Here is a 24,071-nt window from a genome sequence, read left to right as displayed (position 1 = left end):
GGGTACGGCGCCTCCCCGCCCGCCGCCGGCCTGTGCGGGCGCCACCCCCTACGGGGACGGGGGCAGCTCCTCGAGCTGGATGTCGCGGAACGACACGTGGTCGTCGGCACCGTGGTTCTGGATGCCGATGTGGCCGTCCCTGAGGCTGCGGGCCGGGTCGGTGTTGGTGAAGTCGTTGATCTTCACACCGTTGAGGAACACCTGGAGCCGCTCGCCCTGGACCTTGATCTCGTAGTGGTTCCACTGGCCCGGCGGCCGCAGGACCCGGTCGCGGGCCTTGAGGTTCGCCGACTTGAAGCCGTAGACCGCGCCGGTCGTGCGGTCGGCGGCGTCCGTGGCGTCGATCTGGATCTCGTAGCCCTTGTTCACGGCGGACCAGGGGTCGTCGGACGCCGGGAAGCCGACGAAGACGCCGGAGTTGTCGTCGCCCGTCATCTTCCAGTCGAGCTTCAGCGAGTAGGACGACAGTTCCTTCGCCCGGTACCAGAGCATCCCCATGCCGCCCTCGGTGCGCAGTTCACCGTCCACGACGGTGAACCTCCCCGGTCCGGCCTGCTTCCAGCCGTCCAGGGTGTGTCCGTTGAACAGGGGCCGGTGGCCGGTCCGCGGGGAGCAGTCGGCCTTCACCTGTCCGGTGGCGTACCGCAGGCCGCCGAGGAGGTGCTGCCGGAAGGCGGGTTCGGTGTACGACGCGGCGGTGTGGCCGCCGCCGGTGTAGAAGGCGCGCCCGCCCTCGTAGCTGCGGCACCAGGCGATGGGGTGGTCGCCCTTCATGGTGCCGCCCTCGTAGGTGGTCTCGTCGAGGGTGGCGAGGATCCGTGCCTGTCCGCGCGGGTTGGTGCGGTAGTCGTACCACTCGTCGGTGCGTTCCCAGCCGGCGGCGGGGAGGTGTGCCGTGGCGGGGTGCTGGTGGTCCTCGGCGCGGATGGTCGCGGACTGGACGTGCGGGTGGGAGGCGAAGCGGGCGCCGACGAGGCCGCCGTAGAACTCCCAGTCGTACTCGGTGTCGGCGGCGGCGTGGACGCCGACGTATCCGCCGCCGGTGGCGACGTAGTGCTCGAACGCCTTCTGCTGCGCGTCGTCGAGGACGTCACCGGTGGTGGACAGGAACACCACCGCGTCGTACCGGGCGAGGTTGCTGGTGGTGAACTGGGCGGCGGTCTCCGTGGCGTCGACCGTGATGTTGCTGGACGCGCCCAGTTCCTTCAGGGCGGTGATCCCGGCCGGGATGGAGTCGTGCCGGAAGCCGGCGGTCCTGGAGAAGACCAGGACCCGTTTGGCGGTCCGGTCGGGAGGCGTGTTCGACAGCTCGAAGTCGTCGATGTCGTACAGGGCTCCCGTGCCGCCCTTGAAGACCAGGAAGAGCTGTGTGGTCCGCTTGGGTACGGCCCTCAGCGGCACGTCCACGTCCTGGAAGGTCTCCCACCCGCCGGTCACGGGGACGGGGGCGGAGCCCAGCAGCGGGCCGGTCGCCGAGCCGGTGCGTACCTCCAGGAAGCCGCCCGCTCCGCCCGAGGAGATCCGGGCGGTCAGCTTGGTGGACCCGGTCAGGTTGTAGGGCGTGAAGGAGATCCAGTCGCCGTCCTCGATGTCGCCGACGGTCCTGCCGCCGTGCGCGGTGGCCTTGTCGTGGGTGCGGGTGCCGGACTGTGCCGAGAAGTGCTCGGCCTGCCGGTGCCGGGGCTGGAGCTGGGCCTGGTCGTGGCTGGTCAGCGCGGCCTGCCCGCCCCCTCCCCCGTCGGTGTACTCGGCGTCGAACACTCCGAAGATGTTGGCGTTGGGGTCGTGGCCGCCGTCGGCCGATGTCCTGATGGTGCCGGTGCAGCCGTTGGCGGAGGTGACGGGGTGGCCGTGGCTGTCGTGGCCGAGGATGTACGTGACCTTGACCTTGGCGCAGTCGACGGTGCCGTCCTCGGGGTCGGTGACGGTCACCTTGAACGGGATCTCGTCGCCGAAGCCGAACAGCGCGCCGTCGGCCGGGAGGTCGAGCGTCACCCTGGGGGCCGTGTTGCCGACGACGACGCGCACGCTGGCCGAGCCGGTGCGGCCCGAGGCGTCGCGTGCGGTGACGGTCGCGGTGTAGGTGCCGTTCCTGCGGTAGGTGTACGTCGGGTTCGCGGCCGTCGATGTCCCCGTGCCGTCGCCGAAGTCCCAGCTGTACGTCAGCGGGTCGCCGTCGGCGTCCGTGGTGCCCGCCGACGAGAAGGCGACCCGCAGCGGTGCCGTGCCGGACGTCCTGTTCGCCGACGCCTCGGCGACCGGCGAGCGGCCTCCGGTGGCGTTCTCGATCCGGTAGAGGCCGGAGTTCTCGTCGCCGCCGAACCAGGCGGTGCCGTAGTCGAGGACGTACAGCGCGCCGTCGGGGCCGAACGCCATGTCCATCACCTGCGTCCCGGTCCAGGGCACGGGGCTGACGGATTGCACGGTCCCGTCCGGGCCGTGCTCGATGCGCTTGATCCAGCGGCGGCCGAACTCACCGGCGAAGAAGTCCCCGTCGAAGCTCTCCGGGAACTTCACCGGCGAGGGGTTTGCGGCGTCGTACCGGTACACCGGGCCGCCCATCGGCGACTCCGAGCCGGTGCCGAACTCGGGCAGCGACCCGCCGTCGTAGGGGATCCACGCGGGTTCGGCCGGCGGGAGGTCGACGAGGCCGGTGTTGTGCGGCGAGTCGTTCTTCGGCGCCGCGCAGTCGAAGGTGGCTCCGGACACCTTGGTGGCGAAGTCGTAGTCCACGTACGGGTCGTTGTCGCCCGTGCAGAAGGGCCAGCCGAAGTTGCCGGGCCGGGTCACGCGGGCGAACTCGACCTGGCCGGCCGGGCCGCGCGCGGGGTCGGCGGCGCCCGCGTCGGGTCCGTAGTCGCCGACGTACAGCACGCCGGTCCGCTGGTCGACGCTGAAGCGGAACGGGTTGCGGAAGCCCATCGCGTAGATCTCGGGCCGGGTCCTGGCCGTGCCGGGGGCGAAGAGGTTGCCGTCCGGGACGGTGTACGAGCCGTCGTCGGCGACCTTGATGCGGAGGATCTTCCCGCGCAGGTCGTTGGTGTTGCCCGAGGTGCGGCGGGCGTCGAAGGCCGGGTTGCGGGTGGGCCGCTCGTCGATGGGGGTGAAGCCGTCGGAGGCGAACGGGTTGGAGTCGTCGCCCGTCGACAGATAGAGGTTGCCCTGCGCGTCGAAGTCGATGTCGCCGCCGACGTGGCAGCAGATGCCGCGCGTCGCGGGGATGTCGAGAACCTTCTTCTCACTGGTGTTGTCGAGGGTGCCGTCCGGCTTCAGCGTGAAGCGGGAGAGCCGGTTGACGCCGTCGTACGGGGCGAAGTCCGCGGCCGCGCCGTCGTTGGGGGCGTCACCGGCCGGGGTGTCGAGCGGGGGCGCGTAGTACAGGAAAATGGCGCGGTTCCGGGCGAAGCCGGGGTCGAGGGCGACGCCCTGGAGCCCCTCCTCGTCGTGGGAGTAGACCGGGACGGTGCCGATGACCTCGGTGTTGCCGGCGGCGTCGGTGCGCCGCAGTTCGCCGTTGCGCGAGGTGTGCAGCACGCTGCGGTCGGGCATCACGGCCAGCGACATGGGTTCGCCGACCTCCTCGCCGCCCTTGGCGAGGGTGACCTGCTGGAACTGCTCCTCGGCCGCCGCGGGGGCGGGGGTGTCGGCCGCCAGGACGGGCGGCGTGCCGAGGGCGAACGACGTCACGGCGATCAGGCCGCCGGTGAGGAGAGCGAGCGCTCTGCGCGCTCCTGGCCGTTTTCTGTGCACGAATGTCCTCCGGAAAGGGCCGGGGTGCGGGCTGGTGCCCCGGCCGGGCGGCTCCCGGGTGGTGGTCCTGGCTCCGGGTCGTGGTCCTTGCTCCGGGTGGTGCTTCCGGCTCGGGATGGTCCTTGCTCCGGGTGGTGCTTCCGGCTCGGGGCGGTTACGTGCCGGGGTGCCGCGCCGGGTCGTCCGGGGTCCGTCGTGCGCCGTCACGACCGGTCGCCGGCGGGGATCACGGCCGGACCCGCCAGGGGTGTCCTGTACACCTCAGGGCGGCACGGGAGGGACGTTAGCCGGGTTGTCCGCGCACCGAAAGCCCTTGTGCGCAAGGTCGGTGACACCTTCTCCCACCGGTGGACAAAGGCGTCACCGGGCAGCCCGGACCGCCCGGTGGCACGGACCGCCACCGGGCCTTCCCCACCCCTCCCACCTGGTTCTTCTCGCTCAGCCCGAGCCGCCGAACGCGGCGTCGAAGGAGGCCGCGGGCGGGTCGAAGTCGTACCGCTTCAGCGTGGCAAGCGCTTCCGGGGCGCCCGTCAGCCGGTCCATGCCCGCGTCCTCCCACTCCACGGACACCGGCCCGTCGTACCTGATCGAGCGCAGCATCCGGAAGACGTCCTCCCACGGCACGTCACCGTGCCCGGCCGACACGAAGTCCCAGCCGCGCCGCGGGTCGCCCCACGGCAGGTGGGAGCCGAGCCGGCCGTTGCGCCCGTCGAGCCGCCGACGCGCCTCCTTGCAGTCGACGTGGTAGATCCGGTCCCGGAAGTCGTACAGGAAACCCACCGGGTCCAGGTCCTGCCACACGAAGTGACTCGGGTCGAAGTTGAGCCCGAAGGCCGGGCGCCGGTCCACCGCCTCCAGGGCCCGCTGTGTGGTCCAGTAGTCGTAGGCGATCTCGCTGGGGTGGACCTCGTGGGCGAACCGCACCCCTTCGGCGTCGAACACGTCCAGGATCGGGTTCCAGCGCTCGGCGAAGTCCTCGTACCCGCGCTCGACCATCCGCTCCGGCACCGGCGGGAACATCGCCACCAGGTGCCAGATGGACGACCCGGTGAACCCGACGACCGTGCGTACGCCGAAGGCGGCCGCCGCCCGCGCGGTGTCCGCCAGTTCCCGCGCCGCCCGCCGCCGTACGCCCTCGGGGTCGCCGTCGCCCCAGATCCGGCCCGGCACGATCGCCCGGTGGCGCTCGTCGATGGGATCGTCGCAGACGGCCTGGCCGACCAGGTGGTTGGAGACCGCCCAGCACTCCAGGCCGTACTTGTCGAGCAGCGCCCGCCGCCCGTGCAGGTAGGCGGGGTCGGCCAGCGCCTTGTCGACCTCGAAGTGGTCGCCCCAGCAGGCGAGTTCGAGACCGTCGTAGCCGAAGTCGCGGGCCAGGCGGCAGACCTCCTCCAGCGGCAGGTCGGCCCACTGGCCGGTGAAGAGGGTGAAGGGACGGGGCACGGCGGACCTCCTACAGCGGTACGGGGGTGTAGACGGCGTTCTTCTCGGCGCTCTCCTCCACGGCGGCGAGCACCCGCTGCACCCGCAGCCCGTCCGCGAAGGACGGCACCGGCTCGGCGCCCGAGGCGATGGCGTGGACCAGGTCGCGCGCCTGGTGGGCGAAGGTGTGCTCGTAGCCGAGGGCGTGCCCCGGCGGCCACCACGCCTCCAGGTAGGGGTGGTCCGGCTCGGTGACGAGGATGCGCCGGAAACCGGCCGACCGCGCGGGCTCACCCCCGTCGTAGAACGACAGCTCGTTGAGCCGTTCCAGGTCGAAGGCGAGCGAGCCCCGTGCGCCGTTGATCTCCAGCCGCAGCGCGTTCTTGCGGCCTGCCGCCATCCGGGTGGCCTCGAACGACACGAGCGCCCCCGACGCCAGCCGGCCGGTGAACAGCGCCGCGTCGTCCACCGTCACCGTCCCGCGCCCGGCGCCCCCCGACGCCGAGAGACCGGCCGGCGCGCCGGCGGGCAGCGGGCGCTCGCGCACGAAGGTCTCGGTCAGCGCCGACACCCCCACGATCGGCTCCCCCGCCAGGTACTGCGCCAGGTCCACGATGTGCGCGCCCAGGTCGCCGAGGGCCCCGGACCCGGCGTGCTCGCGCTCCAGCCGCCAGGTGAGCGGGAAGTCCGGGTCGACCAGCCAGTCCTGGAGGTAGGTCAGCCGTACGTGGCGCAGGGCGCCCAGCCGCCCGTCGGCGACCAGCTCCCGCGCGTACGCCATGGCGGGCACCCGCCGGTAGTTGAAGCCGACCATGGCGGCCTGCCCCCGGTCTCGGGCCCGCGCGGCGGCCGCGGCCATGGCCTCCGCCTCGGCGACGGTGTTGGCCAGGGGCTTCTCGCACAGCACGTGCTTGCCCGCCTCCAGCGCGGCGACGGCGATCTCGGCGTGGCTGTCGCCCGGGGTGCAGACGTCCACCACGTCGACGTCGTCGCGTGCGACGAGGTCCCGCCAGTCGGTCTCGGTGGCCGCCCACCCGTGTCTGTCCGCCGCGGCCCGCACGGCGGTGGCGTCGCGTCCGCAGACGGCGGCGAGCACCGGCCGCAGCGGCAGGTCGAAGACCCGGCCCACGGTGCGCCACCCCTGGGAGTGGGCGGCGCCCATGAACGCGTACCCGACCATGCCGATCCCCAGGGTCCGCCCTGCGGCGCGGCCGTCGGTCCGTACCTTCCCGGCCATACGGTTCCTCCTCGTCGGTTGCTCGGTGCGGGGCGGGCGCAGCGGATCAGCTGAAGCCCGTCGGCAGGTACTCGTCGACGTTGTCCTTGGTCACCACGGCCGAGTACAGGGTGATCGAGGCGGGGATCTCCAGCTCCGACATGCCGCCGACGCCCTTCTTCTGGCCCAGCGCGCGGGCCAGGTCGATGGCGGATGCGGCCATGGTCGGCGGGTAGAGGACGGTCGCCCTGAGCACGCTGTCACCGGCCTTGATGGCGTCCATCGCCGACTTGGCGCCCGCCCCGCCGACCATCAGGAAGTCGTCGCGGCCCGCCTGCTGGATGGCGCGCAGGGCGCCCACGCCCTGGTCGTCGTCGTGGTTCCACAGGGCGTCGAACTGCTGCTGGGCCTGGAGGAGCTGGGCCATCTTGGCCTGCCCGGACTCGACGGTGAACTCGGCCGCCTGCCGTGCCACCTTCCTGATGTTGGGGTAGTTCTTCAGGGCGTCGTCGAAGCCCTGGGTGCGCTGCTTGGTCAGCTCCAGGTTGTCGAGCCCGGCCAGCTCCACGACCTTGGCGTCCGGCTTGTCCTTGAGCTGTTCGCCGATGTACCGGCCGGCGTTGAGTCCCATGCCGTAGTTGTCGCCGCCGATCCAGCAGCGGTACGCCTGCGGGGAGGCGAAGACCCGGTCGAGGTTGATGACGGGGATGCCGGCCTTCATCGCCTGGAGGCCGACCTGGGTGAGGGCCTTGCCGTCGGCCGGCAGGATCACCAGGACGTCGACCTTCTTGTTGATCAGGGTCTGGATCTGGCCGATCTGCGCGGCGGTGTCGTTCGACCCCTCGGTGATCTCCAGGGTGACCTCGGAGTACTTCTCCGCCCGCCGCTTGGCGTTCTGGTTGATCGCGTTGAGCCAGCCGTGGTCGGCCTGCGGACCGGCGAACCCGATGGTGACGGGCGTGCCGGGCTTGTCGTCGGCGGCGGGGGCGTTGTCGGCGGCGGGGGCGGAGTTCTTGGGCTCGTTGCTGGTGCAGGCGGTCAGCAGGGCGCCGGCGGAGACGGCGGCGGTGCCGAACAGCAGTCCTCTGCGGCTGGTTTGCGGCATGACGGATCAACCCTTCCGGTGTGCGGCGGTGCGGCGGTGCGGGCAGGGGGGCAGTGGGGCAGTGGGGCGCGGGGTGTCAGACCTCGCCGGAGCCGCGGGCGGTGCGGCGCTGGACCAGGACGGCGGCGACGATGATCGCGCCCTTGGCGATCTGCTGGACGTCGCTCTGGAGGTTGTTCAGGGCGAAGATGTTGGTGATGGTGGTGAAGACGAGGACACCGAGCACCGAGCCGACGATGGTGCCGCGGCCGCCGCTGAGGAGGGTGCCTCCGATGATCGCGGCGGCGATCGCGTCGAGCTCGTACAGGTTGCCGTTGGTGTTCTGGCCCGACCCGGCGAGCACGATCAGCAGGAAGGCCGCGATGCCGCAGCACAGGCCCGACAGCAGGTAGAGGTAGAGGCGCTGGCGGCGCACGTCGATCCCGGCGAGCCGCGCCGCCTCCGCGTTGCCGCCGACGGCGACGGTGCGCCGGCCGAAGGTGGTGCGGTTCAGCACCAGCCAGCCGGCGGCGGTGACGGCGGCGAAGACCAGGACGAGCGGCGGGACGCCGAGCACGTACGCGTCCGGGACGCCGAGGTCCAGGACGGACTGGACGGTGACGATCTGGGTGCGGCCGTCGGTGATCTGCAGGGCGAGGCCGCGCGCCGAGGCGAGCATGGCCAGCGTCGCGATGAAGGGCACCATCCCCCCGTACGCGATGAGGACGCCGTTCACCAGGCCGCAGCCCAGCCCCACCACCACGGCGGTGAAGAGGATCCCGGCGAAGCCGTACTCCTGGGTGGCGACGGTGGTCGCCCAGACGGACGCGAGGGCGACGATCGCGCCGACCGACAGGTCGATGCCCCCGCTGGTGATGACGAACGTCATGCCGACGGTGACGACGCCGATCACGGACGCCTGGGTGAGCACCAGTTGGAGGTTGGAGGTGTCGAGGAACTGGTCGGGCCTGGTGATGCCGCCGACCGCCGTCAGCACGGCGAGGACGCCGAGGAGGGAGAGGTTGCGGACGTCGGCCCGCAGCCCCAGGGGCGGCCGGCCACCGGCTTTGCCGACGGGTGGTTCGGCGGTCGTGACCGGAGCGGGCTGCGTCATGACGTCGGGCTCCCTTCCATCACAAGGTCGAGTACGCGGTGTTCGTCGAGCTCCCGGGCGGGCGCCGTGTGCACCACCCGGCCCTCCCGGAGCACCAGCACCCGGTCGGCGAGGCCCAGCACTTCGGGCACCTCGCTGGAGACCAGCAGGACGGCGAGCCCGTCGTCGGCGAGGCGGCGGATCACGGCGTACAGCTCGGCGCGGGCACCGACGTCCACGCCGCGGGTCGGTTCGTCGAGGAGGAGGACGCGGCAGCCGCGCAGCAGCCAGCGGGCGAGGACCGCCTTCTGCTGGTTGCCGCCGGAGAGGGTGCGGATCCGGGCGTCGGGGTTGTCGGGGCGCAGCGACAGCTCCCGGGTGGCGGTCCGGGCGGCGGCGCGTTCCGCGGCCCGGTCGATCCAGCCGCCGCGGGAGAAGCGGGACAGGGACGACACGGAGACGTTGCGCGTCACGGATTCGAGCATCAGCAGGCCCTGCGCCTTGCGTTCCTCGGGGGCGAGCCCCAGGCCGGCGCGGACGGCGGCGCGGACGCTGCCCGGTCGCAGCGGGCGGCCGTCGACGAGGACACGGCCGGCGGTGGGGCGGCGGGCGCCGTAGACGGTCTCCAGGATCTCGGAGCGTCCGGAGCCGACGAGCCCGGCGAGGCCGACGATCTCGCCCGGCCACACCTCCAGGTCGACCGGGGCGAACTCCCCCTCCCGGGCCAGCCCTTCGGCCCTCAGGACGGGCGTCCGGGTGCGGGGCGGCGGGGCCGGGGGGCGGTCGGGGAAGACGTACGCGACGTTCCGGCCGGTCATCATGGCAACGATGTCGCGTGTGGGGGTGCCGTCGGCGGACAGCCCGCCGGCGACGGCCCGCCCGTCCTTGAGCACGGTCACGCGGTCGCCGATGCGCCGGATCTCCTCCAGGCGGTGGGAGATGTAGACGACGGCGACGCCGTCGGCGGTGAGGTCCGAGACGATCCGGAAGAGGTTGGCGGTCTCGTCCGGGTCGAGGGCGGCGGACGGCTCGTCCATGACGATGAGGCGTACGTCGTGGGAGAGCGCGCGGGCCATGGAGACGATCTGCCGCTGGGCGGCGGACAGGTCGCCCACCGCCCGCGCCGGGTCGATCTCCGGGTGGCCGAGGCGGTGCAGCAGGGCGGCGGTGGTGGCGCGGGCGCTGCCGGAGCGCACGACGAACCCGGCGGTGGTGGGCTCGTGGCCGAGGAAGACGTTCTCGGCGACGGACAGGCCCTCCACCAGGTCGAGTTCCTGGTAGATGGTCGCGATGCCCAGGCGCATGGCGGCGACGGGGGACTTGAGCGCGACCCGCTCGCCGCGCCAGGTGATGGTGCCGCCGTCGGGTTGGTGGGCGCCGGCGAGGACCTTGATGAGGGTGGACTTCCCGGCGCCGTTCTGGCCGAGGAGGCAGTGCACTTCGCCGGGGCGGACCTCCAGGTCGACGCCGTCGAGGGCGCGCACGCCGGGGAACGACTTGGTGATGCCGGACATGGTGAGCAGGGGTGGTTCCGGTGTTGCCATGACGAATCCCCTCGGCGGGCGGGTGCGGTGCCGGTGAGCGGGCAGGGCGAGTGACCAGGCGTGCGGGTGGGCGGTGCGGTGCGTACGGGGTGGTGCGGGGTGATGCGTGGCCGTACGGGGTGGTGCGTGGCCGTACGGGGTCGGCGTGACCGTGCGGGTACGGGTGCGCGGGCCGTTCGGGGTGCGGGTGCCGTTGCGGACGGGGGTACGGGTCAGGCCGGTGAGAACAGGTGGTCGCTGATGAGCCGGGCGGCACCGGTGACCCCGGCGGCGGCGCCCAACTCCCCCAGGACGATGGGCAGGTTCCCGGTGGCCAGGGGCAGGGACGTGCGGTAGACCTGGGTGCGGACGGCGGCGAGCAGGTTGTGCCCGAGGCCGGTCACCCCGCCGCCGATCACCACCAGGCCGGGGTTGAAGAAGCTGACGAGCCCGGCGATGACCTGGCCGACGTGGTTGCCCCCCTCGCGGATCAGGGACAGCGAGGTGGCGTCCCCGGCGGCGGCCCCGGCGGCGACGTCCACGGCGGTGAGCCGCCCGGCCGCCTCCAGACGCCTGGCCAGTTCGTCGGACCGGCCGGCGCGCGCCGCGTCCTCGGCGTCACGCGCGAGCGCCGCACCGCTGAAGTGGGCTTCCAGGCAGCCCCTGTTGCCGCAGGCGCAGGGACGGCCCTCGGGCACGACCTGGATGTGGCCGATGTCGCCGGCGCTGCCCGTCGTACCGCGGTAGACCTCGCCCCCGACGACGATCCCGCAGCCGATGCCGGTACCGATCTTGACGCAGAGGTAGTCGCGAGCGGAGCGGGCGACGCCCGCGTGCTGCTCCCCCATCGCCATCAGGTTCACGTCGTTGTCGACCATGACCGGGCAGCCCAGCTCCTGGCTGAGCGCCTCGCGGACGGGGAACCCGTCCCAGCCGGGCATGATCGGCGGGGCGACCGGTACGCCCTCGGGGAAGCGGACCGGGCCGGGCACGCCGATCCCCGCGCCGTCGAAGCCCTCGGCGAGGCCGGACGCCTTGAGTTTGGCCGCCATGGCGAGCACCTGCTCGAACACGGCGACGGGGCCCTCGCGGACGTCCATCGGCTGGTTGAGGTGCCCCAGCACTTCCAGTTCGGCGTTGGTGACGGCGACGTCGATGGAGGTGGCGCCGATGTCCACGCCCAGGAAGCGGAGGCCGGGCGCCAGGCGGATGTTGTGCGACCGCCGTCCGCCGCGCGACGCGGCGAGGCCGTCGGCCACCACGAGCCCGGTCTCCAGGAGCCGGTCCACCTCGACGGCCAGCTTGGACCGGGACAGGTCCACCTGATCGCCGAGCTGCGCCCGGGAGTTGGGCCCGCCGTCGCGCAACAGCCGCAGCAGCCGGGCCTGGTGCGCGTTGGCGGGTCGAGCCGTCATACGTCTCACGCGCCCCTCCCCGCCGTCGTGTCGGCCTCGGTGTGCTGCTTTCGAGGGGGAACGTAGCAGCGCTTTGCCGAGGGGGGAAGAAGTTGCGCGGCAATCCACGCCAACTTTCTCCACAGCCAGGACAAAGGCGGTGCGGGGTGCCCTACGGCCGCCGCGGCCGCCGCCACGCAGAGGGCCGGGGTCAGGGGACGCGGACGACCTGACCGGCGTACGAGAGGTTCCCGCCGAAGCCGAACAGCAGCGCGGGCGCCCCGGACGTGACCTCGCCGCGCTCGACCAGCTTGCTGAGCGCCATCGGGATGGAGGCGGCCGAGGTGTTGCCGGACTCGGTGACGTCGCGGGCGATCACCGCGTTCACCGCGCCGATCCGCCGGGCGACGGGCTCGATGATGCGCAGGTTCGCCTGGTGCAGCACCACCGCCGCCAGGTCCTCGGGCGCGACGCCCGCCCGCTCGCAGACCTTGCGGGCGATGGGCGGCAGCTGCGTGGTGGCCCAGCGGTAGACCGTCTGGCCCTCCTGGGCGAACCGCGGCGGGGTGCCCTCGATGCGGACGGCGTGGCCCATCTCGGGGACCGAGCCCCACAGCACGGGGCCGATGCCGGCCTCGCCGGGCGCCGCCTCGACGACCGCGGCGCCCGCGCCGTCGCCGACGAGGACGCAGGTGGTGCGGTCCGTCCAGTCGGTGATCCCGGTCATCTTGTCGGCGCCGATCACCAGGGCGCGGGTCGCCGACCCCGCCCGTACGGCGTGGTCGGCGGTGGCCAGCGCGTGGGTGAACCCGGCGCACACGACGTTGAGGTCCATGGTGGCGGGCGCGCCCATGCCGAGCCGCGCGGCCACCCGGGCCGCGGTGTTCGGGGAGCGGTCGATCGCCGTGGACGTGGCGACCAGGACCAGGTCGACGTCGGCCGGGGTGAGCCCGGCGGCGGCCAGCGCCTTGGCGCCGGCGTGGGCGGCCATCTCGTCGACGGGCTCGTCGGGGCCCGCCACGTGACGGGTCCTGATCCCGACCCTGCTGGTGATCCACTCGTCGCTGGTGTCGACCAGCGCGGCCAGGTCGGCGTTGGTCAGGATCTTCGCGGGCTGGTAGTGCCCGAGCGCGGCGATACGAGTGCCCGTCATGCTCGGGACCCCCTTGGTGTGCGAAGTGACTGATGGGACGTGGCGCAGAGCGCGGTGGTGCGGGGTGCTGCGGTTCCGGCTGGTCCGGTTGGGTGGGGTGGGTGGGTTGGTTCGGCCGGTCCGATTGGTTCGATTGGTTCGATCGGTTCGGCCGCGTCGGCTGCGTACAGGAGTTCCTCAGTCTCCTCAGCGACTGATGAGTAACCGGTCAGGTGAACCGACAGGATTTGCGCCCGCCTGTTGGAGAGTCCGCAACATCCCCCCTCCGATCAGCCGCTTTCCCGGAAGAAGGGGGGCGTGCCGCCCGGCCGGCCCGGGACCCGCGGGAGCCCGGCCACACCCGTGGAGGACAATGAGACCGTCGAGGTCACCGCACCGCACGCCGCAGCAAGGGCCGTTTCGGCTGCCACCACGTTCAGAACCGGGGCTGATCACCATGGGACGGGTCACCGAGCGCCGCCGCGTCGTCCGCATCCGGGACGGGGCCGTCTCGACCCGCCCGGACACCCTGGTCGCCGAGGAGCCGCTGGAGATCCGGCTGGGCGGCAGGCCCCTCGCCATCACCATGCGCACGCCGGGCGACGACTTCGCCCTGGCGGCCGGCTTCCTGGTCAGCGAGGGTGTCCTCGGTTCGGCGCGGGACGTGCGGAACATCGTGTACTGCGCGGGGGCGAAGGACGACGGGACGAACACCTACAACGTGGTGGACGTGCAGCTGGCGCCCGGCGTGCCCGTGCCGGACATCACGCTGGAGCGGAACGTCTACACCACCTCCTCGTGCGGGCTGTGCGGCAAGGCCAGCCTCGACGCCGTCCGCACCACCGCGCGGTTCCCGATCGCCGACACTCCCCCGCTGCGCGTCGAGCCGGAGCTCCTCGCCGCCCTGCCCGACCGGCTGCGGGCGGCGCAGCGGGTCTTCGACCGCACCGGCGGGCTGCACGCGGCCGCGCTGTTCTCGGAGGACGGCGACCTGCTGGACGTGCGGGAGGACGTGGGCCGGCACAACGCGGTGGACAAGCTGGTGGGCCGCGCGCTGCGGGAGGACCTGCTGCCGCTGGACCGGGCGATCCTGCTGGTGTCGGGGCGGGCGTCGTTCGAGCTGGCGCAGAAGGCGGTGATGGCGGGTATCCCGGTGCTGGCCGCGGTCTCGGCGCCGTCGTCGCTCGCCGTCGACCTGGCCGCCGAGACGGGTCTCACCCTGGTCGGCTTCCTGCGCGGCCGGAACATGAACGTGTACGCGGGTGAGGACCGTATCGCGCTGAAGGCGGCGCCCCGGGCCTGACGCCCGGGCCGGCGGGCGCAGGCTCGGCGGGCGCAGGCTCGGCGGGCGCGAGGAGGCGCCCCGCCGTCCCCCTACTTCCTCGGCGCGTCGATCATCTGGAGCGCCAGCGTGGCCGGGGGTTCCGCGACGCCCGGCCCGCCGGCCTCCACCCACGCCAGGATGTCGTCGAGGCAGTCGTCGTCGAGCGCCCAGCCGATCCACGCGGCACGGGCGCCGCGCCGCCGGGCGTCTGTCGACGGCTGCACGACCACCACGTTCGCCTGGCCGCAGGGCCCCAGGCAGTCGCTGGTCCGGACGGCGAGCCGGCCGCCGGAGGACGCGGCCGCCTCCTGCAACCGGGCCAGCTGGCCGGCGTGGTCGGTACCGGGGTGCTTGCGGGCGTCGCCGCAGCAGCAGCCGCGGCAGACCACCAGGGAGCAGGGGCGGGCGGCGCCGGGGCGCATCCAGGTGCGGTTCACCGGGCGGCGTCCGGGGCGTCGAGTGCGGGCATGCCCACACGGTACCGAGCCGGGTGATCATCACCGGGCGGCGGGGTGCGCGAGCGTGCGGCGGCCACCGGCGCCCCGGCCGTCGGGTGCTGCCGCCCCAGGAGCGTCCGGGCCCCTGCGCCGCCACCGGTCCGACAGGCCCTCGGGCCACCGCGAGGCGTACGGCACGCCTGCCGGCGCACGGTGTTCCGGGCCGCCGCGTACGCGGCCGATGAGTTCGGGGGGCCGCTCCGGTCTGCCCTGGTGTGACTCGGATCATCGCTGACATCTCGGTCTCTCTCGACGGCTTCGTCACCGGGCCCGGTCCCGGCCCGGACAGCGGTCTGGGCATCGGCGGCGAGGCCCTGCACACCTGGGCGTTCTCCGACGACCCCGACGACCGGCGCGTCCTGCGCGAGGGGACCGCCCGGTCGGGCGCCGTCGTCCTCGGCCGCCGCCTGTTCGACGTGGTCGACGGGCCGAACGGCTGGGACGGCACGACCGGCTACGGCGCCGGCGAGGTCGGCAGACCCGCTTTCGTCGTCGTGACCGGCGCACCGCCGAAGACGGTGCGGACGGCCGACCTCGACTGGACGTTCGTCACCACCGGCCTCGCCGACGCCGTGGCCGTCGCCCGCGAGCGGGCCGAGGCGGCGTCGGCGGCCGCCGGGCGGGATCTCGACGTCGTCCTCATGGGCGGCGGCGCCACGATCCGTTCGGCGCTGGAGGCCGGGTTGGTCGACGGGCTGTCGTTGCACCTCGCTCCCGTCGTGCTGGGCGCCGGGACGCCGCTGTTCACCGGCGGAGCACCGCGCACGCTGGTGCAGCGCGAGGTGCTGGCGACGTCGACGGCGACGCACCTGACGTACGACGTCCGCCGGTGATCCGACGGGCTCGGCCCACGCCCACGGGGCCGCCCCGGGAGCCGTGGCGACAACGGCGCGTGAGCGGGGCGTACAGATTCCGTGGAGATTCCGGCCGGCACTACTTACCCGGCAGTCAGTAGTGCGCGGACGCCTGCCACCGTGGCCGGGCATTTGGCGTCTGACCAGTGGTGATGCCGTACGCACGGGGTTGACGAAGGCCCTCCCGCGCGGGTGCGGACTGGGGTACCGTCACCCTCCGCCGTGCGGAGCACCCCCCAAGGAGCAGGCCATTGCGCGAGTTCACTGTCCCACCCGTGGTGACGGCTCCCCTGGTCGGCGGACTTGCCGATTCCGTGTTCGAGCACGCCCTGGAGGATCCGGACCGGGTCGCGCTGGGGCGCAAGGACGCGGACGGCCGGTGGACCGACGTGACGGCGGCGGAGTTCCGCGACGAGGTGCTGGCGCTCGCCAAGGGGCTGCTCGCGGACGGGGTGCGGTTCGGGGACCGGGTCGCCATCATGGCGCGCACGCGCTACGAGTGGACGCTGTTCGACTTCGCCCTCTGGACGGTCGGCGCGCAGTCCGTGCCGGTCTATCCCACGTCCTCCGCCGACCAGGTCCACTGGATGCTGCACGACGCCGAGGTGACCGCGTGCGTGGTCGAGCACGAGGACCACGCCATGACCATCGGCTCGGTGGTCGACCGGCTCCCCCGGCTGCAGCGGCTGTGGCAGCTGGACGCCGGGGCGGTCGGTGAGCTGGTGGCGGCCGGGGAGCGGATCGACGAGGAGGTGGTGCAGCGGCACCGGCGGGCGGTCACGCCCGAGTCGGTCGCCACGGTGATCTACACCTCCGGGACGACGGGCCGCCCCAAGGGGTGCGTGCTGACGCACGCCAACTTCATGTTCGAGGCGGAGACGCTGGTCGGCCGCTGGGAGCGGGTGTTCCGCTCCAAGCCCGGCGACGAGGCGTCGACGCTGCTGTTCCTGCCGCTGGCCCACGTCTTCGGGCGGATGGTGGAGGTCGCGGCGATCCGCAAGCGGGTCAAGCTGGGGCACCAGCCGCAGCTGGCGGCGGGCCCGCTGCTGGCCGACCTCGCGGCGTTCCGGCCGACGTTCGTGCTGGCGGTCCCGTACATCTTCGAGAAGGTCTTCCAGGCGGCACGGCGCCGGGCGGAGGCGGAGGGGAAGGCGGGCCCCTTCGACAAGGCCGTCGACGTGGCGGTGCGGTACGCGGAGGCGCTGGAGGCGAAGGCATTCGGCCAGGGCCCCGGCCCGTCGGCGGCGCTGCGGGTGCAGCACCAGTTCTTCGACAAGGTCGTGTACGGGAAGGTGCGTGACGCCCTGGGCGGCCGCGTGCGGCACGCGATGTCGGGCGGGTCCGCGATGGCCCGGCGCCTCGGGCTGTTCTTCGAGGGCGCGGGAGTCACCGTGTACGAGGGCTACGGACTGACCGAGTCGGCGTCCGCGGCCACCGCCAACCCCCCGGAGCGGACCAAGTACGGCACGGTGGGCCCGCCCATTCCCGGGACCACGGTGCACATCGCCGAGGACGGCGAGGTGTGGCTGCGCGGCCCGCACCTGTTCTCCGGATACCTGGGCAACCCGGAGGCGACCGCCGCCGTGCTCCGCGACGGCTGGCTGGCCACCGGCGACCTGGGCGCGCTCGACGCGGACGGCTACCTGATCATCACCGGCCGCAAGAAGGAGATGCTGGTGACCTCGGGCGGCAAGAGCGTGCCGCCGTCCGGCCTGGAGGAGCGGGTGCGGTCCCACCCGCTGGTGGCGCAGTGCATCGTGGTGGGCAACGACCGCCCGTACATCGCGGCCCTGGTGACCCTCGACCAGGAGGCGGTCGACCACTGGCTGGCCATGCAGAACCGGCCGCCCCTGCCGCCCGCCGAGCTGGTGCGCGACCCGGCGCTGGAGGCGGAGATACGGCGGGCCGTGGTGGCGGCGAACACCCTGGTGTCGCAGGCCGAGTCGATCCGAACGTTCCGTATCCTCGCGCACCCCTTCACGGAGGAGCACGGGCTGCTGACACCGTCGCTGAAGCTGAAGCGGAGGGCGATCGAGGTCGCGTACGCGGCGGAGGTCGAGGCGCTGTACCGCTGACCCGGGGGCGCGGTGCCCGGTTTCCGGAAACAGGTCTTCCGGGAACAGGTGGAGAAAGGTGATCGTTGCACCTGGGAGTAACAGACGACGACGTAAGGAATCGACCGCTCGTGAGCAAGGTCCCCTCCATCACCCTCAACAACGGCGTCTCCATGCCGCAGCTCGGCTTCGGTGTCTGGCAGGTGCCCGACGACGAGGCGGCGAAGGCGGTGGGCACGGCCATCGAGGCCGGATACCGCAGCATCGACACCGCAGCCATCTACGAGAACGAGAAGGGCACCGGCGAGGCCATCGCCGCCTCCGGCCTCCCCCGCGAGGAGCTCTTCGTCACCACCAAGCTGTGGAACAGCGAGCAGGGCCACGACGCGACGCTGCGCGCGTTCGACGAGTCGCTGGCCCGGCTCGGCCTCGACTACGTGGACCTCTACCTGATCCACTGGCCGGTGCCCTCGAAGGACCTGTACGCCGACACGTACAAGGCGTTCGAGAAGATCTACGCGGACGGCCGCGCCAAGGCCATCGGGGTCTCGAACTTCCTGCCCGAGCACCTGGAGCGCCTCCTCGGCGAGACCTCCGTGGTCCCGGTGCTCAACCAGATCGAGCTCCACCCCCAGTTCCAGCAGGCGGAGGCCCGCGCGTTCCACGCCCGGCACGACATCCTGACCGAGGCCTGGTCGCCGCTGGGCCAGGGCAGGGGCCTGCTGGAGGTGCCGACCATCGTGGCGGTCGCCCGCAAGCACGGGCGCACCCCCGCCCAGGTGGTGCTGCGCTGGCACCTCCAGCTGGGCAACGTGGTGATCCCGAAGTCCGTGACCCCGTCCCGGATCCAGGAGAACATCGACGTCTTCGACTTCGAGCTGGACGCCGACGACCTCGCGGCCTTCGCCGCCCTGGACGAGGGCCGGCGCCTGGGCCCCGACCCGCTCACCTTCGGCGGCTGACCGCCACCGCGTGAAGCGGGGGCCGAGCGGACCGTGTCCGCGCGGCCCCCGTTGCCGTCCGGGCCGATCCCGGCCGGACCAAGCGGTCGGGACCCGGTCGCCGACGGGGCCAACCCGAAACGATTGTCATTCGCCCTTGCGGCTAAGGTGTCGCCTCATGAACCGAGCCGCACCGGCGGGGGAGCGTCCACCCGGCGCGATACCGCCGTCCGTCGCCGTCACCGGAGCCGTATCGCTGCTGCTGGTCGCCGTGCTCGCGGCGCCCCTGCTGGACCACCCGGGGTTCCGGGCCTGGCAGACCGTCTGCGTGGCGCTCACCGTGCAGGCGCTTCCGTTCCTGCTGTTCGGCACCGTCGTGTCCGGGGCCGTCAACGCCTTCGTCCCCGCCCGGGTGTTCAGCCGGGTCCTCCCGCGCAACCCCGCGCTCGCCGTGCCCGTCGCCGGGGCGGCGGGCGTGGTGCTGCCCGGTTGCGAGTGCGCCTCCGTACCGGTCGCCGGGAGCCTCATCAGGCGCGGGGTCACGCCGGCCGCGGCGTTCGCGTTCCTGCTCTCCGCGCCGGCGGTCAACCCCGTCGTGCTGGTGTCCACCGCGGTCGCCTTCCCCGGCCAGCCGGCCATGGTGGCCGCCCGGCTGGTGGCCTCCCTGGCGACGGCGGCCACCATGGGCTGGCTCTGGCTGAAGTGGGGGCGGGCCGAGTGGCTGAGGATGCCCGCGCGGCACACCGGCCACCGGGCGGGGCACAGCCGCTGGGAGGAGTTCCGGACCGGGTTCCAGCACGACTTCCTGCACGCCGGCGGCTTCCTCGTGGTCGGCGCCATGGCGGCGGCCTGCTTCAACGTGCTCGTGCCGCGTTCCGTGCTCGACGTCTTCGCCGACTCCCCCTGGCTGTCGGTGCTCTTCCTCGCCGCGCTCGCCGTCGTGCTCGCCGTCTGCTCGGAGGCGGACGCGTTCGTCGCCGCCTCCCTCACCGGCTTCTCCCCCACCGCACGGCTGACCTTCATGGTCGTGGGGCCCATGGTGGACGTGAAGCTGATCGCCCTTCAGGCGGGCACCTTCGGCCGGGCCTTCGCGGTGCGCTTCTCGGCCGCCACCGCGGTCGTCGCCGTGGCGGCCGCGTGCCTGACGGGCTGGTGGCTGCTGTGAGGCGGCACGTCCAGGCGGCCCTGCTGCTGCTCACCGGCTCCGCCGTCCTGCACATCTCGGTGCTGAGCCAGGTCTACCTGCGGTACGTGAAGGAGGGCCTGCGCCCGTTCCTCGTCGCGTCCGCCGTACTGCTCCTCCTCCTGGGCGTGGTCGGCGCCGTGCGGGACGGGCTGCCCTTCGCACCCCGCCGTACGGCCGGTGAGGAGACGGACGACGAGCGGACGGCCGACGGACAGGCGGCGGACGACGAGCGGACGGCCGACGAGCACCAGCACGCCCATGGACACGGACGTGGACACGGGCACGGGCACGACAGCGGGCCCCGCGTCGCCTGGCTCCTCTTCCTGCCCGTCCTCGCCCTGCTGCTGTACGCGCCTCCCGCGCTCGGCTCGTACACGGCGGCACGCGAGACCGACAACGCGGTCGCCCGGGTGGCGGAGTTCGACCCGCTGCCGGAGGCCGACCCGGCCCCGCTCGCCCTGTCCGGGTTCATCGCCCGGGTCCAGCAGGACCGGGACCGGAGCCTCGCCGGCCGCACGGTCCTGATGACCGGCTTCGTCACGCCCGCGAAGGACCGGGCCGGCACGTGGTACCTGACCCGGCTCGTCGTCAGCTGCTGCGCGGCCGACTCCCGGTCGCTGCGCGTCCGCGTGCACGGCGCACCCGCGCCCCCGGCCGACACCTGGGTGACCGTGACGGGCACGTGGCACCCCGGGGGCGGCGGTGCGCTGGGGACGGCGACGGCCCCGGTGGCGATCGACGCCCGGACGGTTCGGCGGGTCGAGGAGCCGGTCAACCCGTACCAGGACACCACGCCCCTGCTGCCGTGACGCCCGTGGTCGCTCAGCCGCGGCGGGCCGTGTGGACCGTGCGGGCGGTCAGCATGTACAGGTCCGGCCGGTGGTGCAGGCCCCGCGGCTCGTCCGGGTCCAGCAGCCGGTCGAGCGCGGCCCGGTCGTCGGCGGCGAGACGGTCGCCCAGCACCTCCCGGTGCCGGGCGAACCCGGCCACGATCTGCTCGCGCACCGCGTCCGTGACGGGCGCCGGCACGTCGTGGAGGAACGACCGGGTGCCGCTCGGCACCAGCCCGGCGCCCGACATCAGCGCCCGCCAGTCGTCGGTGTCCTCCGTGGCCCCGGGCAGCCCCGCCCGCATCTCGGCGAACCACGCGGCGTGGGCGGCGTCCATCCGGGCCTCCAGGCCCGGCCGCCCGATGCCCGCGTCCCGCGGCAGCCGCCGCACCGGCAGCCCGCCCTCGACGACCGCCAGCAGCCCGCCCGGGCGCAGCAGCGCGGCCAGGTCGGCGACGGCGGCCCGCTGGTCGCCCAGGTGGTGGAGGAAGTCGGCCGTCCACACGAGGTCGGCGCCGCCCAGTGCGGCGATCCCGTCCGGGAGGTCGGCCCGGCGGGTGGTGACGCGCTCGCCGAGGCCGGCGGCCCGGGCGCGCTCGCGGGTGCGCTCCAGCAGCTCCGGCGTGGCGTCGACGGCGACCACCTCGGCGTACGGGAACGCCTCGGCGAGCAGGCACGTCAGCACGCCCGGTCCGCTGCCGACGTCGAGGACCCGGCGCACCCCGGCCGCCGGCACCAGCTCGCCGAGCCAGGCGGCGGCCTGCCGGTAGAGGGCGCTCTGCAGCTGCGCGCCGTTCTCCAGCAGCGGCAGCATGGCGGACCAGTCCATGTGGGTGTCGTCGTGGTGGTGGTGACCGTGGTGGTGGTGACCGTGATGGTGTGCGCTCATGCCGCCAGGGTGGCCGCCGGGACGCGGACACGGCGAGCGTTGTTGCCGTTTCCGCAAAAAGCAGTCGTGGCGCGCGGCTACCGGCCTGCGCCGGCGTACCGGTCGGCGAGCGCCCGGGCCGTCGCGGCCAGCCGGGCGCGCAGCTCCGGCGGGCCGAGGACCTCGGCGTCGGCGCCGAGGGCGAGGAACTGGTCGTGTGCCCCTTCCATCGACTCGACCGGCACCCGGGCGCGCGTCCAGCCGTCCGGGTCAGGGGTCCCGGCGGCGGCCGCGGCCCGGGCGGCGGCGCCCGTGAGCCGGGTGACCCCGCGGGGCGAGAGGCGGACCAGGGCCTCGTCCCGGTGCAGGCGGGCGTGGAAGTCCCGCTGGTGGGCCCGCCAGTGGGCGGCCAGGTCGAAGCCGTCGGGCACGGCGAACCCGTCCTCCGTGACGGTGAGCCGCAGGATGCGGTCGACCCGGTACGTGCGCGGCCCCGAACCGCCGGGGCGCGCCGCCACGACGTACCAGCGGCCCGCCTTGAGGACCAGCCCGTACGGCTCCAGGCGGCGGTCGACGTCGGTCGGCTCGGTCCAGCGGCGGTAGCGGACGTCGAGGACCCGGCCGCGCCACACCGCGTCCGCGACGGCGGGCAGGAACGGCACGTCGTCGTCCTCCGCGTACCAGCCCGGTGCGTCCAGGTGGAACCGGCGGCCCATCCGGTCGGCCTGCTCCCGCAGTCCGGGCGGCAGGGCGGCACGCAGCTTGAGCCGGGCGCCCTCGACGGCGGGGCCGAGCCCGAGGTCGGCGGCCGGCCCGGGCAGCCCGGTGAGGAACAGGGCCCCGGCCTCGCCCGCGGAGAGGCCGGTCAGGCGGGTGCGGTAGCCGGCGAGGAGTTCGTAGCCGCCGCGGTGACCGGCGTCGCCGTACAGCGGGACGCCCGCCGTGTGCAGGGCCTCGACGTCCCGGTAGACGGTCCGGACCGAGACCTCCAGCTCGGCGGCGAGCTGGGCGGCGGTCATCCTCCCCCGGGTCTGGAGCAGGAGCAGGATGGTCAGGAGCCGGCCGGACTTCACTGACACAGGATGTCAGTGGAGTGCTCGTACGGTCCATCCATGGCTTTCGCAGAGAAACTGCTGTCCGTGGCGCCGCCCGTCGAGGTGGCCGGCCGCCGGGTCAAGCGCTACCACGTCACCGCCGACCCGTCCGGCATCGCCCCCGAGGTCGCGGCGGCGGCCTACGCGCTCCTGCCGGAGCTGCTGCCCGAGCCGGACGGGACCACTCCGCCGGCCTCGTTCTCCGTCCTGCACCGGGGCGGTGACAGCGGCGCCTATCTCAACACGTACAGCTGGGTGTGGGACAACGTCCTGCACTGTTCCATCGCCGTGGCCGGGCAGCCGGGTCTCGGCTGCCCGGACCGGGACCCGAAGCGTTTCGTGCGCCTGGAGCGGCCGTGGATCGGCTGCGTGTGGGAACTGCCGCCGCTGGCGCACGAACGGGACGCCTGGGTCCGGCACATGCTCGCGCCGGACCGTCCCGACCTCGACGCCTACGTGGCCGACTCGCTGCGGTCACCGCGGACCGGCGGCACGCGCGCGTGACGGGCGCGCACGCGTGACGGCGCCCCGACGGCGGGCGGTCCGGCGCGCGCCCCGCGGCGGTCAGCCGGCGCCGTGGGAGGGTGCGATCTCCTCGACGCGGGCGGCGAGCGTGAAGTCCTTCTCCGTGATCGCGCCGCCCGCGTCGTGGGTGTTCACGGTCAGGCCGACGGTGTTGTAGCCGAGGGTGAGGTCGGAGTGGTGGTTCAGCTCCTCCTGGATCTGGGCGACGTGCACGACCATGGCGGTGGCGGCGAAGTGCGTGCCCAGGCGGTAGGTGCGGGCGATCCTGTCGCCCTCCTGGGACCAGCCGGGCAGTTCGCGCAGCCGGTCCTCGATCTCCTTCTGCGACAGCGGCTCAGTGGGCATGTCCCGTGCTCCCTCCGGATCGGTGCGGGCGATGACGACGTGACCGTGACGATACGGTCCGGCGGCCCGGCCGCGCGGTCAACACGTGTACTACCGTCTGCGGTATGACAACTGTCGCGACGCGTACGGGAGTAGGCCCGCTGCTGCGGGACTGGCGTGAGCGGCGGCGGCTGAGCCAGCTGGAGCTGGCGCTGCGCGCGGACTCGTCCGCCCGGCACATCTCGTTCGTCGAGACGGGCCGGTCCCGCCCGAGCGAGGAGATGGTGCTGCGGCTGGCCGAGCACCTGGAGGTGCCGGTCCGCGAGCGCAACGCCCTGCTGCTGGCGGCCGGTTACGCCCCGCGGTACGCGGAGACGCCCCTGGACGACCCGTCGCTGGGGAGCCTGCGGGCGGGCCTCGACCGGCTGCTGGCCGGTTACGAGCCGTACCCGGCCCTCGTCGTGGACGGCTCGTACACGGTAGTGGCCGCGAACCGGGGCCTGATGGCCCTGCTGGGCGGGCTGCCCGGGCACCTGCTGGTCCCACCGCTGAACGCCATGCGGATCACCCTGCACCCGGAGGGCCTGGCGCCCAGGATCCGCAACCTGCGGGAGTGGCGCGGCCACCTGCTGGCCCAGATGGAGCGGCAGTTGGCACTGGCGCGCTCGGAGCCGCTGCGGCGGGTGTACGAGGAGGTCGCGGCGTACCCGCTGCCGGGGCCGGCGGGAGGCAGTGCCGAGGACCGGGAGGATCCGCAGCCGTACCCCTACTTCGCCCTGCCGCTGCGCATCGAGCACGACGGGCACGTGCTGTCGTTCGTGTCGTCGATCTCGACGTTCAACACACCGATGGACGTGACGGTCGCCGAGCTGGCCATCGAGACGCTCCTCCCGGCCGACCCGGCCACCGTCACCTACCTCCGGTCGCTCGAGGGCGCGCCCTGAGGCCACCGGCCGCGGC

Annotated in this window: 20 protein-coding genes; 8 read left to right on the top strand and 12 right to left on the bottom strand. The window is 73.5% G+C overall.

The window, feature by feature from the left end; translation table 11 throughout:
* Nucleotides 1-48: 48 nt before the first annotated feature.
* The 8 genes from A4V12_RS28845 to A4V12_RS28810 all read right to left on the bottom strand — a co-directional run bounded on the left by A4V12_RS28845 (nt 49) and on the right by A4V12_RS28810 (nt 12,635).
* Nucleotides 49-3,750, bottom strand: coding sequence for a ThuA domain-containing protein (locus A4V12_RS28845; protein WP_064072373.1), 3,702 nt, complete (start codon nt 3,748-3,750; stop codon nt 49-51).
* Nucleotides 3,751-4,188: 438 nt separating this feature from the next.
* On the bottom strand, nt 4,189-5,193 hold the full coding sequence (locus A4V12_RS28840; RefSeq protein ID WP_064072372.1) for a sugar phosphate isomerase/epimerase family protein: 1,005 nt from the start codon (nt 5,191-5,193) through the stop codon (nt 4,189-4,191).
* A gap of 10 nt (nt 5,194-5,203) precedes the next feature.
* A complete protein-coding gene (locus A4V12_RS28835; protein ID WP_064072371.1) occupies nt 5,204-6,409 on the bottom strand; it encodes a Gfo/Idh/MocA family protein in 1,206 nt (401 codons plus the stop codon).
* A 46-nt stretch (nt 6,410-6,455) separates the two neighbouring features.
* Complete coding sequence (locus A4V12_RS28830) at nt 6,456-7,493, bottom strand: substrate-binding domain-containing protein (protein ID WP_064072370.1); 1,038 nt, start codon at nt 7,491-7,493, stop codon at nt 6,456-6,458.
* 76 nt (nt 7,494-7,569) lie between these two features.
* Nucleotides 7,570-8,586, bottom strand: coding sequence for an ABC transporter permease (locus A4V12_RS28825; protein ID WP_064072369.1), 1,017 nt, complete (start codon nt 8,584-8,586; stop codon nt 7,570-7,572).
* Nucleotides 8,583-10,109 carry a sugar ABC transporter ATP-binding protein gene (locus A4V12_RS28820; protein ID WP_064072368.1) on the bottom strand — a complete coding sequence of 509 codons (1,527 nt, stop codon included), beginning with the start codon at nt 10,107-10,109 and terminating at the stop codon, nt 8,583-8,585. The genes A4V12_RS28825 and A4V12_RS28820 overlap by 4 nt, the downstream gene beginning before the upstream one ends.
* Nucleotides 10,110-10,321: 212 nt before the next feature.
* Nucleotides 10,322-11,503, bottom strand: a complete 1,182-nt coding sequence (locus tag A4V12_RS28815; protein WP_064072367.1) for an ROK family transcriptional regulator — start codon at nt 11,501-11,503, stop codon at nt 10,322-10,324.
* Nucleotides 11,504-11,693: 190 nt separating this feature from the next.
* Nucleotides 11,694-12,635 carry a beta-ketoacyl-ACP synthase III gene (locus tag A4V12_RS28810; protein ID WP_064072366.1) on the bottom strand — a complete coding sequence of 314 codons (942 nt, stop codon included), beginning with the start codon at nt 12,633-12,635 and terminating at the stop codon, nt 11,694-11,696.
* A gap of 436 nt (nt 12,636-13,071) precedes the next feature.
* Here A4V12_RS28810 and fdhD point away from each other — a divergent pair, with 436 nt between their 5' ends.
* Entirely contained in the window at nt 13,072-13,917 is an 846-nt protein-coding gene (gene fdhD, locus A4V12_RS28805) for a formate dehydrogenase accessory sulfurtransferase FdhD (RefSeq protein ID WP_064072365.1), read from the top strand.
* A 71-nt stretch (nt 13,918-13,988) separates the two neighbouring features.
* On the opposite strand, the gene A4V12_RS28800 is transcribed toward fdhD, so the two are convergent.
* Nucleotides 13,989-14,360: a hypothetical protein gene (locus A4V12_RS28800; RefSeq protein ID WP_064072480.1), complete on the bottom strand. Its 372-nt coding sequence runs from the start codon at nt 14,358-14,360 to the stop codon at nt 13,989-13,991.
* A 290-nt stretch (nt 14,361-14,650) separates the two neighbouring features.
* Here A4V12_RS28800 and A4V12_RS28795 point away from each other — a divergent pair, with 290 nt between their 5' ends.
* From A4V12_RS28795 to A4V12_RS28775, 5 genes are all read left to right on the top strand, one after another.
* Nucleotides 14,651-15,268, top strand: coding sequence for a dihydrofolate reductase family protein (locus A4V12_RS28795; RefSeq protein WP_064072364.1), 618 nt, complete (start codon nt 14,651-14,653; stop codon nt 15,266-15,268).
* Nucleotides 15,269-15,540: 272 nt separating this feature from the next.
* Nucleotides 15,541-17,364, top strand: a complete 1,824-nt coding sequence (locus A4V12_RS28790) for an AMP-dependent synthetase/ligase (RefSeq protein WP_234372364.1) — start codon at nt 15,541-15,543, stop codon at nt 17,362-17,364.
* A gap of 110 nt (nt 17,365-17,474) precedes the next feature.
* Nucleotides 17,475-18,305 carry an aldo/keto reductase gene (locus tag A4V12_RS28785; RefSeq protein ID WP_064072362.1) on the top strand — a complete coding sequence of 277 codons (831 nt, stop codon included), beginning with the start codon at nt 17,475-17,477 and terminating at the stop codon, nt 18,303-18,305.
* A gap of 157 nt (nt 18,306-18,462) precedes the next feature.
* The gene (locus A4V12_RS28780; protein ID WP_064072361.1) at nt 18,463-19,449 is read left to right on the top strand and encodes a permease; all 987 of its coding nucleotides are present in this window, start codon (nt 18,463-18,465) and stop codon (nt 19,447-19,449) included.
* Nucleotides 19,446-20,279, top strand: coding sequence for a TIGR03943 family putative permease subunit (locus A4V12_RS28775; protein WP_064072360.1), 834 nt, complete (start codon nt 19,446-19,448; stop codon nt 20,277-20,279). Before A4V12_RS28780 ends, A4V12_RS28775 begins: the two co-directional genes overlap by 4 nt.
* A gap of 13 nt (nt 20,280-20,292) precedes the next feature.
* On the opposite strand, the gene A4V12_RS28770 is transcribed toward A4V12_RS28775, so the two are convergent.
* Together A4V12_RS28770 and A4V12_RS28765 are read right to left on the bottom strand one after the other, a co-directional pair.
* Nucleotides 20,293-21,189, bottom strand: coding sequence for a class I SAM-dependent methyltransferase (locus A4V12_RS28770; protein WP_064072359.1), 897 nt, complete (start codon nt 21,187-21,189; stop codon nt 20,293-20,295).
* A gap of 77 nt (nt 21,190-21,266) precedes the next feature.
* Nucleotides 21,267-22,241, bottom strand: coding sequence for a helix-turn-helix transcriptional regulator (locus A4V12_RS28765; RefSeq protein ID WP_064072358.1), 975 nt, complete (start codon nt 22,239-22,241; stop codon nt 21,267-21,269).
* A 39-nt stretch (nt 22,242-22,280) separates the two neighbouring features.
* Between A4V12_RS28765 and A4V12_RS28760 the strand changes: the two genes are divergently transcribed.
* Nucleotides 22,281-22,766, top strand: a complete 486-nt coding sequence (locus A4V12_RS28760) for a hypothetical protein (RefSeq protein ID WP_064072357.1) — start codon at nt 22,281-22,283, stop codon at nt 22,764-22,766.
* 60 nt (nt 22,767-22,826) lie between these two features.
* Here A4V12_RS28760 and A4V12_RS28755 read toward each other — a convergent pair whose 3' ends face one another.
* Nucleotides 22,827-23,132, bottom strand: coding sequence for a 4a-hydroxytetrahydrobiopterin dehydratase (locus A4V12_RS28755; RefSeq protein ID WP_064072356.1), 306 nt, complete (start codon nt 23,130-23,132; stop codon nt 22,827-22,829).
* A 104-nt stretch (nt 23,133-23,236) separates the two neighbouring features.
* Between A4V12_RS28755 and A4V12_RS28750 the strand changes: the two genes are divergently transcribed.
* Nucleotides 23,237-24,055, top strand: coding sequence for a helix-turn-helix domain-containing protein (locus tag A4V12_RS28750; protein WP_064072355.1), 819 nt, complete (start codon nt 23,237-23,239; stop codon nt 24,053-24,055).
* Nucleotides 24,056-24,071: the final 16 nt, after the last annotated feature.

Origin of the sequence: Streptomyces noursei (assembly GCF_001646665.1) — a bacterium.
Taxonomy (GTDB): domain Bacteria; phylum Actinomycetota; class Actinomycetes; order Streptomycetales; family Streptomycetaceae; genus Streptomyces; species Streptomyces lavendulocolor.
Note: the sequence above shows the minus strand (reverse complement) of the source record. Positions and strands in the feature narration are given on the sequence as shown.